This window comes from Streptomyces acidicola (genome assembly GCF_009377235.1).
Taxonomy (GTDB): Bacteria; Actinomycetota; Actinomycetes; order Streptomycetales; family Streptomycetaceae; genus Streptomyces; species Streptomyces acidicola.
Map to the genome: position 1 here is coordinate 1 of NZ_VMNX01000277.1, position 11,687 is coordinate 11,687.

Genomic DNA, 11,687 nt, shown 5'->3' on the forward strand with positions numbered 1-11,687 from the left:
GCCCCGACCCCCGCCCCCCTCGACGAGGCGGGCGCCAAGACCCTCGGCGTCTTCGAGACCGTCAAGCGAGCCCTCGCCGTCTTCGGACCCGAGGTCATCGAGTCCTACATCATCTCCATGTGCCAGGGCGCCGACGACGTCTTCGCCGCGACCGTACTCGCCCGCGAAGCCGGACTCATCGACCTGCACGCCGGCTGGGCCAGGATCGGAATCGTGCCGCTCCTGGAGACCACCGACGAACTCAAGGCAGCCGACACCATCCTGGAGGACATGCTCGCCGACCCCTCCTACCGCCGGCTCGTGGCCCTGCGCGGCGACGTCCAGGAGGTCATGCTCGGCTACTCCGACTCCTCCAAGTTCGGCGGCATCACCACCAGCCAGTGGGAGATCCACCGCGCCCAGCGCCGCCTGCGCGACGTCGCCCACCGCTACGGCGTACGGCTGCGTCTCTTCCACGGCCGCGGAGGAACCGTGGGACGCGGCGGCGGCCCCTCCCACGACGCGATCCTCGCCCAGCCCTGGGGCACCCTCGAAGGCGAGATCAAGGTCACCGAACAGGGCGAGGTCATCTCCGACAAGTACCTGATCCCCGCACTGGCCCGCGAGAACCTGGAACTCACGGTCGCCGCCACCCTCCAGGCCTCCGCCCTGCACACCGCCCCCCGCCAGTCCGTGGAGGCACTGGCCCGCTGGGACGCGGCCATGGACGTCGTCAGCGACGCGGCACACGGCGCCTACCGGGGACTGGTCGAAGACCCCGACCTGCCCGCGTACTTCTTCGCCGCCACCCCCGTCGACCAACTCGCCGACCTGCACCTCGGCTCCCGGCCCTCACGCCGCCCGGACTCCGGAGCCGGACTCGACGGACTGCGGGCCATCCCGTGGGTGTTCGGCTGGACCCAGTCACGGCAGATCGTGCCGGGCTGGTTCGGCGTCGGCTCCGGCCTGAAGGCCCTGCGCGAGGCCGGCCTGGACACCGTCCTGGACGAGATGCACGAACAGTGGCACTTCTTCCGCAACTTCATCTCCAACGTCGAGATGACGCTCGCCAAGACGGACCTCCGGATCGCCCGCCACTACGTCGACACCCTCGTGCCCGAAGAACTCAAGCACGTCTTCGCCACCATCGAGGCCGAGCACGAACTGACCGTCCGCGAGATCCTGCGGATCACGGGCGAGGACAAGCTCCTCGACGCCAACCCCGTACTCCAGCAGACCTTCGCCATCCGCGACGCCTACCTGGACCCGATCTCCTACCTCCAGGTCACCCTCCTCAAGCGCCAGCGCGACGCGGCCGCCGCGGGCGACACCCCGGACCCCGTGTTGTCCAGGGCCCTGCTCCTGACCGTCAACGGCGTGGCAGCCGGCCTGCGCAACACCGGCTGACGACACACCGAACGAGAGGGTGCCCCCGAGGTCGTACGACCCCGGGGGCACCCTTTTCGCACGTCAGAGGACCACGAACGCGGCCGTGATCAGAGCCAGACCGGAACCGCCCAGCACCCACCCCAGCCGGCTCAGACCCAGGCCACCCGCCACGACCACCGAGGCGAGCAGCAGAGCACCCCCGAAGGGCACCCACGCGTACAGGAACCCCGACGGGCCCGTACGGACGACGGCACTGCTGCCGGGCTTCACGGCGACCGCGTACGTCTGCCCCCGCTTCACCGCCACCGTCCGCTCGATCTCCACACGATCGCGCGCCTTCGAACCCCCGGACGTCGGCGTGTAAGGACCCGTACAGACGTCCCCCGCGCACCGCGTCACCGTCATCGCGCCCCGCTCACGGCCCTTGGTGAACATCGCATGCTGGGCAGTGCCCCACGAGGCCCATACCCCCGCCATAAGGATCAGCGCCGCGACCGTACCCATCGCCGCGAGACGCCCGAACCGCAGCACGGCAGCAGCCCCCTCACGGGGCGCACGGGAAGCAGCGGAGGCAGGCATGGCCGCGATCCTTGGCCATGTCCACGCGGTCGGTCAACTCCCGTGGGCGACAAGTCGGCACTTGTGCGCCTACATCGCCCCGCCGACAGGAGCGGTCAGGAGCCGTCAGGAGTTGTACGCGCTCTGCGCCCGCTCCAACCCCTCCGTGACCAGACACTCGACCGAGTCGGCAGCGCGGTCCACGAAGTAGTCCAGCTCCTTGCGCTCGGCGGACGAGAAATCCTTCAGAACGAAATCGGCGACCTGCATGCGGCCCGGAGGACGCCCGATCCCGAACCGCACCCGGTGATAGTCCGAGCCCATCGCCTTCGTCATCGACTTCAGACCGTTGTGCCCGTTGTCACCGCCGCCCAGCTTCAGCCGCAGCGTGCCGTAATCGATGTCCAACTCGTCATGGATCGCCACGACGTTGGCCACCGGCACCTTGTAGAAGTCGCGCAGGGCATTCACCGGGCCACCCGACAGATTCATGTACGACATCGGCTTGGCCAGGATCACCCGGCGGCTCGCCGGGCCCGGGGGACCGATCCGGCCCTCGACCACCTGCGCCTGCGCCTTCTGAGCCCGCTTGAACTTCCCGCCGATCCGCTCCGCCAGCAGATCGGCCACCATGAACCCCACGTTGTGCCGGTTCATCGCATACTCGGGCCCGGGATTGCCCAGCCCCACGACCAGCCAGGGGGCGCCCGCATCGGTCGTCACGTCCATGTCTCCTTCATACGGGCTCACACGCGGTCACACGCACGGCCGCCGGGCCCCACACCTCACGGCGCGGACCCGGCGGCCGGAACACGATCCAGGATCCGAAGGGATCAGGCCTCCGCGGCCTCGGCACCCTCCGCGGCCTCCTCCGTCGGCTCCTCCGCCTGAGCGGACAGCACCTGAAGGACGACCGCGTCGTCCTCGACAGCCAGCGAGACACCGGACGGCAGCTTGATGTCCTTGGCGAGGACGGAGGCACCCGACGTCAGGCCCTCGACGGAGACCGTCACGGCCTCGGGGATGTGCGTGGCCTCGGCCTCGACCGGCAGCGCGTTCAGCACGTGCTCCAGCAGGTTCCCACCCGGAGCCAGCTCACCCTCGGTCTGGATCGGAATCTCGACGTTGACCTTCTCGCCACGCTTCACCAGCAGCAGGTCGACGTGCTCCAGGAAGCCCTTGATCGGGTCACGCTGCACGGACTTCGGGATCGCCAGCTCGTTGCCCTTGCCGTCGATGTCCAGCGAGATCAGAACGTTCGGCGTACGCAGCGCCAGCAGCAGCTCGTGGCCCGGCAGCGTCAGGTGCAGCGGGTCCGAGCCGTGACCGTACAGAACACCCGGAACCTTGCTGTCGCGACGGATACGACGGGCGGCACCCTTGCCGAACTCGGTGCGCGTCTCGGCGGCGAGCTTCACCTCGGACATGATCACTCCTCGTAGTAAGAAAAGGAAACGGTCGTGGTCACCCGGCCACGAACGGCCTGCTACGAAGAGCGCGTCGATTACGGACCGCCGGACCCCGAAACGGGAACGGCCTCCCTCGCCGAGCAACTGCAGCAGTCTACTCGGAGAGGAAGGCCGTACCCAAAAGGATCTTCCGCAGCTCGCCGACCCGCTCGCCGACCGCTGGCCTGCTACTGCTCGTCGAACAGGCTCGTCACCGAACCGTCCTCGAACACCTCACGCATCGCGTTCGCGATCGTCGGGGCGATCGACAACACCTTGATCTTGTCCAGATCCAGCTCACCCGGCGTCGGCAGCGTGTTCGTGAACACGAACTCACTCACCTTCGAGTTCTTCAACCGGTCGGCCGCCGGACCCGACAGCACACCATGCGTCGCCGTCACGATGACGTCCTCCGCACCGTGCGCGAACAGCGCGTCCGCCGCGGCACAGATCGTGCCACCCGTGTCGATCATGTCGTCGACCAGGACACAGATACGGCCCTTCACATCGCCGACCACCTCGTGCACCGTGACCTGGTTCGCCACGTCCTTGTCACGACGCTTGTGCACGATCGCCAGCGGCGCACCCAGACGGTCACACCACCGGTCGGCAACCCGCACCCGGCCCGCGTCCGGAGACACGACCGTCAGCTTGTCCCGGTCCACCTTGCTGCCCACGTAGTCCGCCAGCAGCGGCAGCGCGAACAGATGGTCGACAGGACCGTCGAAGAACCCCTGAATCTGGTCCGTGTGCAGATCCACGGCCAGGATCCGGTCCGCACCCGCCGTCTTCATCAGATCAGCTATCAGACGCGCCGAAATCGGTTCACGACCCCGGTGCTTCTTGTCCTGCCGCGCGTAACCGTAGAAGGGCACGATCACAGTGATCGAACGCGCCGACGCACGCTTCAACGCATCGATCATGATCAACTGCTCCATGATCCACTGGTTGATCGGCGACGTGTGGCTCTGGATCAGGAAGCAGTCCGCACCACGCGCCGACTCCTGGTAACGGACATAGATCTCACCATTGGCGAAGTCGAAGGCCTTCGTCGGGACAACCCCGACACCCAGCTCCTGGGCGATCTCCTCGGCAAGCTCGGGGTGGGCGCGGCCGGAGAAGAACATCATCTTCTTCTCGCCGGTCGTCTTTATCCCGGTCAAAGCAGTCTCCTCAGAGGTGTCTCAGCTGGGCATGAGAGGTCGTCTCAGCTGGGGGGTCCGGATATGCACTTATCACGGTACGCCGTCCCAGACGCACCCGTTTCCGGTCAGCTTTCGCCTTCGCCCTGGTGAGACACGGCCTCGGCAGCCTTCGCCGCCGCGCTCCCCGGACGCTTACGGGCCACCCAACCCTCGATATTCCGTTGCTGGCCACGGGCGACAGCCAGCGAACCGGGCGGCACATCCTTCGTGATCACCGAACCCGCAGCGGTGTACGCGCCGTCCCCGACCGTGACAGGCGCCACAAACATGTTGTCCGAGCCCGTCTTGCAATGTGAACCAACCGTGGTGTGGTGCTTGTTCTCACCGTCGTAGTTCACAAAGACGCTCGCCGCACCGATGTTCGTGTACTCACCGATCGTCGCGTCCCCCACATAGGAGAGGTGCGGAACCTTGGTCCCCTCCCCGATGGACGCGTTCTTCGTCTCCACATACGTCCCGATCTTGGACTTCGGACCGAGACGCGTACCCGGACGCAGATACGCGTACGGGCCGACCGTCGCCTGCGCACCGATGTCGGCGTGGTCGGCGACCGTGTTGTCGACCCGGGCACCGGCCCCCACCCGGGTGTCCGACAGCCGGGAGTTGGGCCCGACCTCGGCACCCTCACCGAGGTGAGTGGAACCGTGCAGCTGCGTCCCCGGATGCACGACGACGTCCTGCTCGAACGTCACGGTGACGTCGACCCAGGTCGTCGCCGGATCGATGACGGTCACCCCCGCGAGCATCGCGTCGGTGAGAAGCCGGTCATTGAGAATGCGGCGGGCCTCGGCGAGCTGCACACGGTTGTTGATACCCGCGATCTCACGGTGGTCGCCGGCCACGGAGGCGCCGACCCGATGCCCGGCCTCACGCAGAATGCCCAGCACGTCGGTGAGGTACTCCTCACCCTGACTGTTGTCCGTCCGGACCTTGCCGAGTGCGTCGGCGAGGAGCTGCCCGTCGAAGGCGAACACTCCGGAATTGATCTCCCGGATCGCGCGCTGGGAGTCGCTCGCGTCCTTGTGCTCGACGATCGCCGTGACCGCGCCGCTCGCCCCGTCGCGCACGATCCGCCCGTACCCGGTCGCGTCCGGGACCTCGGCGGTGAGCACGGTCACGGCGTTGCCGTCGGTGGTGTGGGTCGCGGCGAGGCTCTGGAGTGTCGCGGCGGTGAGGAGCGGCGTATCGCCGCACACGACGACCACGGTCCCGTCGACGCTGCCGCTGAGCTCCTCCAGGCCCATCCGTACGGCATGCCCGGTGCCCTTCTGCTCCGCCTGGACGGCCGTCCGTACGCCGGGGTCGATCTCGGCGAGGTGCGCGGCGACCTTCTCGCGCGCGTGCCCCACGACGACGACCAGATGCTCGGGCTCCAACTCGCGCGCGGCGGCGAGTACGTGACCGACGAGGGAACGGCCACAGATGCTGTGCAGGACCTTCGGTGTGGCCGACTTCATACGGGTGCCCTCACCCGCTGCGAGTACGACGACGGCTGCCGGGCGGTTGGCGCTCACGGGTGTGCCCTTCGGCTTCGGATGTGTGGGGTTCGACGTCCGCAGGATACCGGGGGGTTGTGAGGGGGAAATGTGAGCGGGGCCTGACTGTGTGGGTCAGGCCCCAACTGAGGGTTGTGCGCCGTGGGCTCCCGGAGAAGGATTCGAACCCTCATTCAACGGACCAAAACCGTTTGTCCTACCCTTAGACGATCCGGGATGGTTTGTGCACTATGCCTGATTTTGTTGATCGGCTTCGCGCGCGGACTCCACTATGCCGTACCAAGAGCCCTCGATGCGACGGTACAAGTCGGCGCTCTGGAGGACTTTGATTACGAGGCACCCTCGATAGGACTCGCCGACGTTCTTGCGAACCGTCTTGGGGTTGTGCCTCTTGAGCGTCGTCTTGTTGAACGCGGAGCGATCGGCTCCAACGAGGTCGGCCCAGTACTGTTCGGCGCCTGCTACGTCCGCATTCTCGTGGATCATAACGCTGTACCGCAGGCGCTCGCGTTCGACCCCGAGGAGCCCCAGCCAGGCGAGGAAGACCTGGATCATGCCCGGGTCACTGTTGACGAAAGTGACGTTCTCGCGACGGTCATAAGGTTTGTCCTTGCTGCCCTCGGCCCAGTAGAGGCCCGCGCCCACCAGGAACAGCTCGCGGGGTGAGAGAACGCCGACCGCCTGCTTGGCGACTTCCTTGGTGTGCTGTCGCTCCTCGTCCCGGATGCGTAGCTTTGCCTCCCATCCGCGCCTTGCGATCGCTGCTGATTCCTCGCGGCTCCGCCTACGTTCAGGCCTCGGCAGATCCCTCACCCACAACGAGATCGAACTCTTCGAGCACCCCAGCTCCACCTGGATCTGGTCGTAGGTCCAGCCCTGGAGCCGTAGCTCCCGAGCCCTCGCCCGCAGGTCGTCCTTCGCGTTCGGGCGCTTCGTCCATTCCGGTGGGGGCTCGCCCTCCAGGAGACGGTTGAGGATGTCGTTGTTGTCGACGTGGAGCCGGTCGCGGATCTGGCGGCGGCTGAGGCCTGCCCGGCGCAGGGTGACCGCCTGTTGCCGTAGCCCCTCGAAGTCCGCGTACTTGCTGTGTGCGTGTGCCATGGGCATACCGTCCGGCCGGAATGTGGGGTTCCGGGGTCGAACGGTGTGCGATTCAATAGTTCGAGGGATTCCGGCCGGTTTCGCTTCTGTTCGATTGCGGAGCGTGGTGTAGGGCAGTACGGGAAACTCGCCGGAAAAGCGTTGGGTCGCGCCCGTAGGCTGGGACGCATGACCACGACGGGGGAAGACCGCACCGAGGCCGGGACCAGGGCCGGACCAGTGTGGTGGGGGCGATGGCGCAGTGCGGCGCTGGATGCCGGGCTGGCGCTGCTGTCGATGATCGAGTGTGCGGTGCAGGGGTATCCGTTCGCGCGGGACGCGGGGCTGCCCGTGGCGGTGGGGGTGGTGTTCGGGCTGCTCGCCGGGTCAGTGCTGCTGGTGCGGCGGATGTGGCCTGTCGCGGTGGTGCTCGTGGCGATTGCGATCACGCCGGCGCAGATGGGCTATCTGATGGGCGTGGTGGGCCTGTACACGCTGGCCGCGTCGGAGGTGCCTCGGCGGATCATCGCGGCGCTGTCGGGGATGTCGTTCGTGGGGGTGTTCATCGTCGCGTTCGTGCAGACCGTGCACGGGAATGTGCGGGGGGACGCGACGGTGGGGGCGGAGTGGTTTCCGCCGTTCGTGTCGTTGACGATGGCGATCGGGATGACCGCGCCGCCGGTGTTGCTCGGGTTGTACGTGGGGGCGCGGCGGCGGCTGATGGAGAGTCTGCGGGAGCGGGCGGACTCGCTGGAGCGGGAGCTGCAGTTGCTGGCCGAGCGGGCGGAGGAGCGGGCGGAGTGGGCCCGGGGTGAGGAGCGGACGCGGATCGCCCGTGAGATGCATGACGTGGTGGCGCATCGGGTGTCGCTGATGGTGGTGCATGCGGCCGCGTTGCAGGCGGTTGCCCGGAAGGACCCCGAGAAGGCTGTGAAGAACGCGGCGCTGGTGGGGGACATGGGGCGGCAGGCGTTGACGGAGTTGCGGGAGATGTTGGGGGTGCTGCGGTCGGGGGACGGGCTGGCGTCCAAGGGCGAGAGCAGCGGTAAGGGCCGTAAGGGCGTCCTGGGTGAGTCGGTGCCGTTGGCTGCTGTGGGGGTGGCCGCGGCGGAGGCGGCGTCGCGGGTTTCGTGGAGTTCCCGTGGCGAGGACGAGACCGTGGACGGGCCGTGTCTCGCGGAGCTGGAGGAGCTGGTCGGGCAGTCCGCGGCCGCCGGGATGGTGGTGGATCTGTCGGTGGAGGGGGATGAGCGGGGGTATGCGCCGGAGATCGAGCAGACCGCGTATCGGGTGGTTCAGGAGGCGTTGACGAACGTCCACAAGCATGCGGCGGGGGCGAAGACGTATGTGCGGTTGGCGCATCGGGTCGCTGAGATCGCGATGCAGGTGGAGAACGAGCCTCCGCCGGAGCCGGGGGATGCGTCGTCGGCGCGGTTGCCCTCCGGGGGGAACGGGCTGGTGGGGATGAAGGAGCGTGTGGCGGCGCTCGGGGGTGTGTTCGTGTCCGGGCCGACGGATGCGGGGGGTTTTCGGGTGTCGGCGGTGATTCCGGCCGAAGGGTGATTCCGGCTGAGGGGTGAGTTCGGTCGCCACCGTTCGCCGTCCGTCGGCGGCACTCGGCTGACGTGGCCGAGCGGTCTGCCGCATCAGCCCATCGCCCAGCTCGCCGCTATCAGCCTGACGTGAGCCGTACCGGTGGTATCCCCGTCAGCAGTGCGGTGAGGGCCTGGTCGGCGGTGGGGCCCAGGTACCAGTCGCCGGTGTGGTCCAGGGCGTAGACGCGCCCTTCCGTGTCGATGGCGAGGATGGTGTGGGTGTCGGGTTCGAGGCCGAGGGGGCAGACCTCGGTGCCGAGGGCGCGGCCGAGGTCGGCGAGGGTGCGGGCCATGTGGAGCCCGTGCATGGGGTCCAGGTGCAGGGCTGAGGGTGCGAGTTCGCGGCCGGGGCCCTGTGCGGTGATGTGCAGGCCGCCGAACTCCGCCCATGCCTCGACTGCCGCCGGGAAGACCGCGTGGCGGTGTCCCGCGGGGGACGTGTGCTCGCGGAGGGTGTCGGCCCAGATCTCGGCCTGCCGTATGTCCCAGCGGCCGGGCAGCCAGCCCGCGGCGCGCAGGGCGGCGTCCACGGGCGCGGGGAAGCGGGTTGGGGGTCCCCCCTGCCCGAGCGGAGTCGGGAGTTTGGGGGTGGAGGAGCGGTCGGCTTGCATCTGCCCTTCGTTCGTCGAGGGTCGGGACTGGGCGGTCACCGTGCTGGGGGTGACGCCGTTTTGCCGGGTCAGGGTTCCTGGGTGGGTCTGGGTCAGGGTTCCTGGGTGGGGTCGACGACGCGTACGCCGAAGTGGGCGCTCAGGGCCTGGCAGGCGCGGCAGGGTGGGGCGAAGCTGCCGTGGAGTGGGTCGCCGGCCTCGCGGATGCGGCGGGCGGTGAGTTTGGCCTGTTTGAGGGCTTTGCGGGCTTCGCCGTTGGTCATCGGTTTGCGGGCCGCGCGTTTGCTGCGGGTCGCATCGGCGGTGGCGATGTGGCGGGAGATGAGGATCGCTTCGGCGCAGCGGCCGGTGAAGCGGTCGCGTTGGGCCGTGGCGAGGGAGTCGAGGAAGTCCTGGACGAGGGGGTGGAGGGGTGGTGGCTGATCGCCTCGGGCGGCGGTGCCGGTGAGGGTTTCGCCGCGGACCGAGAGGGCGGCGGCCACGGTCGGGAGTATGCCGTCGCGGCGGTGGTGGAGGGCGGGCGCGTGCACGGTGTCGGCGTTGCTCCAGCCGATGCGTGGGTCGCCCGAGGTGCCCGTCCGGGTTGCGTTCATGCTCTTCATCCCCTCCGTTCAATCCCCCGGCAGCGGACACAGCCTGCCAAAGTCCGTGGCGGCTGCGGAAGCTGGGGCCGTGCGACACGCCCGGCTTCGTCGGACCGTCACGGCAGGGTGACGGCTGGTCACGGAACCGGAGGCCCGGTGACCGGTGTCCCCGTACGGCTTAGGCTGTCGGCAACCGCGATCCTTACGGCTATCGCGTGACCGACAGGCAAATCAGGCCATAGAGAACGCCGCAGGGGGCATCCGCCATGACGACAGGTCGGCCCGGGCATCAAGCCGCGCCGCCGAACGCGGCCTACGCCGGGCAGGTCGTGCAGTTTCCGGACCCGGTCCGAGCGGCGCGTCATCCGAGAGGCGTGCGCGTGGATGCCCATGGCTATCCCGACTTCTCGCCCTATGCGCGTGCCGCCGCCGATATCGCGGACCCCCCGGAAGGGTTCGGTGTCGATGAGCTGAGGTTGACGGACTACGTGTCCGCGAACGCCGTGCTCGCCGCTTCGGGGCATGAGTTGTGGGACACGATTCCCGCGGTGGCCACTCCGCATGGCTGGACCTGGCATCACGTGCGGGGCAGCCGTCGGCTTGAGCTGGTGCCGGTGGACGTCAAGGCGCTGCTGCGGCATCACGGTGGTGTGGCCACGGCGGCTGTCGACCAGGCCAAGCGGGGGACGCGGCCGTTGCAGGAGACGCGGCCGGCGCATTTCGGGTTGCCGAAGTCGGCGTTGGCGGTGACGGAGCAGCAGGTGCTGGGGGTCGAGGAGGACCTCGGGTACCGGTTGCCGGGGGCGTATCGGTCGTTCCTGAAGGCCGCGGGTGGTTGTGCGCCTGTGGGGGCGGCTCTGGACGCGGAGTTGGGGGTGCTCGTCGACCAGCCGTTCTTCACGGTGCGGGACGAGGCCGCCATCAATGACCTTGTGTATGTGAACAAGTGTCTGCGGGATCATCTGACCAAGGACTACCTGGGTGTCGGGTTCGTGCAGGGCGGGTTGCTCGCCGTGAAGGTGAGGGGCGACCGGGTCGGGTCGGTCTGGTTCTGCGCGTACGACGATGCCCGTGACGTGGATCCCTCGTGGACGCCTGCGGAGCGTGTCGAGCGGCTGCTGCTGCCGTGCGGGGACGACTTCGATGCGTTCCTGACGCGGCTGGCGGGTAATCCGCCGGAGTTGGAGACCGTGGCGAACCTGATGGTGGACGGTGGCTTCGCGCGTGCCGTGCCCGTCTCCTCGTCGTCTTCCGCGGCCTCGTCGTCTTCGGCGTCCTCGGTGGGGGAGTGAGTTTTCGATGGTGACCTTCGCGCAGGCGCAGGAGCGCGCCGAAGAGTGGATCAACGGGGACGTGCCCGGTTATCAGCACCGTGAGGTGCGGGTGCGGGAGTTCGAGCTGGGGTTCGTGGTCTGGGCCGAGGACCGGGTCGAGGGGCCGCGGTCGGACGGCGGTGTCCAGCGGCTCGTCATCGCGCGGGACAGCGGTGAGGCCACGCTGTGGCCGGGGCTGCCGGTGGGTGAGGTGATCCGGCGGTACGAGGAGGAGTACGGCCGGACGGACACCGCGCCCGCGCCCGAGCCCGCGCCTCCTCCGGCCCGGGTGGATCTGAACCAGACGTCGTTCCTGCTGACTCCGCCGGAGTGGCTGCAGGAGGCGGCCGACAAGCTGGGTATCCCGGACCAGCGTTCGGGTTCGGGGGCGGACGCGTCCGACGGGGCGGGTTCTGTCTCTTATACACA

Annotated in this window: 11 protein-coding genes, 1 tRNA gene and 1 pseudogene; 4 read left to right on the forward strand and 9 right to left on the reverse strand. The window is 68.4% G+C overall.

Going from position 1 to position 11,687, the window contains the following annotated elements:
- Nucleotides 1-1,386 (forward strand): phosphoenolpyruvate carboxylase (locus tag FPZ41_RS40210; RefSeq protein ID WP_152869007.1); only part of this gene is annotated, 1,386 nt, incomplete at its 5' end.
- 63 nt (nt 1,387-1,449) lie between these two features.
- On the opposite strand, the gene FPZ41_RS40215 is transcribed toward FPZ41_RS40210, so the two are convergent.
- The 7 genes from FPZ41_RS40215 to FPZ41_RS40245 all read right to left on the reverse strand — a co-directional run bounded on the left by FPZ41_RS40215 (nt 1,450) and on the right by FPZ41_RS40245 (nt 7,176).
- A complete protein-coding gene (locus FPZ41_RS40215) occupies nt 1,450-1,947 on the reverse strand; it encodes a hypothetical protein (RefSeq protein ID WP_152869010.1) in 498 nt (165 codons plus the stop codon).
- Between the two features lie 105 nt (nt 1,948-2,052).
- Nucleotides 2,053-2,655, reverse strand: a complete 603-nt coding sequence (pth, locus tag FPZ41_RS40220) for an aminoacyl-tRNA hydrolase (protein ID WP_152869011.1) — start codon at nt 2,653-2,655, stop codon at nt 2,053-2,055.
- Nucleotides 2,656-2,759: 104 nt separating this feature from the next.
- On the reverse strand, nt 2,760-3,353 hold the full coding sequence (locus FPZ41_RS40225) for a 50S ribosomal protein L25/general stress protein Ctc (protein ID WP_152869013.1): 594 nt from the start codon (nt 3,351-3,353) through the stop codon (nt 2,760-2,762).
- Between the two features lie 209 nt (nt 3,354-3,562).
- The gene (locus FPZ41_RS40230; protein WP_131570360.1) at nt 3,563-4,537 is read right to left on the reverse strand and encodes a ribose-phosphate diphosphokinase; all 975 of its coding nucleotides are present in this window, start codon (nt 4,535-4,537) and stop codon (nt 3,563-3,565) included.
- Between the two features lie 107 nt (nt 4,538-4,644).
- A complete protein-coding gene (gene glmU, locus FPZ41_RS40235; RefSeq protein WP_322621341.1) occupies nt 4,645-6,093 on the reverse strand; it encodes a bifunctional UDP-N-acetylglucosamine diphosphorylase/glucosamine-1-phosphate N-acetyltransferase GlmU in 1,449 nt (482 codons plus the stop codon).
- Nucleotides 6,094-6,221: 128 nt separating this feature from the next.
- Nucleotides 6,222-6,292 (reverse strand) — tRNA-Gln (locus FPZ41_RS40240).
- An 11-nt stretch (nt 6,293-6,303) separates the two neighbouring features.
- Nucleotides 6,304-7,176 (reverse strand): helix-turn-helix domain-containing protein, encoded by an 873-nt coding sequence (locus FPZ41_RS40245; RefSeq protein ID WP_152869017.1) that lies wholly within the window; start codon nt 7,174-7,176, stop codon nt 6,304-6,306.
- 168 nt (nt 7,177-7,344) lie between these two features.
- Here FPZ41_RS40245 and FPZ41_RS40250 point away from each other — a divergent pair, with 168 nt between their 5' ends.
- Entirely contained in the window at nt 7,345-8,718 is a 1,374-nt protein-coding gene (locus FPZ41_RS40250; protein ID WP_152869019.1) for a sensor histidine kinase, read from the forward strand.
- A 109-nt stretch (nt 8,719-8,827) separates the two neighbouring features.
- On the opposite strand, the gene FPZ41_RS40255 is transcribed toward FPZ41_RS40250, so the two are convergent.
- Nucleotides 8,828-9,361: an SUKH-3 domain-containing protein gene (locus FPZ41_RS40255; RefSeq protein WP_152869021.1), complete on the reverse strand. Its 534-nt coding sequence runs from the start codon at nt 9,359-9,361 to the stop codon at nt 8,828-8,830.
- A gap of 92 nt (nt 9,362-9,453) precedes the next feature.
- A complete protein-coding gene (locus FPZ41_RS40260) occupies nt 9,454-9,954 on the reverse strand; it encodes a YwqJ-related putative deaminase (protein WP_194236389.1) in 501 nt (166 codons plus the stop codon).
- 257 nt (nt 9,955-10,211) lie between these two features.
- Between FPZ41_RS40260 and FPZ41_RS40265 the strand changes: the two genes are divergently transcribed.
- Both FPZ41_RS40265 and FPZ41_RS40270 read left to right on the forward strand, forming a co-directional pair.
- On the forward strand, nt 10,212-11,237 hold the full coding sequence (locus FPZ41_RS40265) for an SMI1/KNR4 family protein (RefSeq protein ID WP_152869025.1): 1,026 nt from the start codon (nt 10,212-10,214) through the stop codon (nt 11,235-11,237).
- Nucleotides 11,238-11,244: 7 nt separating this feature from the next.
- Nucleotides 11,245-11,687, forward strand: a pseudogene (locus FPZ41_RS40270) (SUKH-4 family immunity protein); the annotation flags it as partial.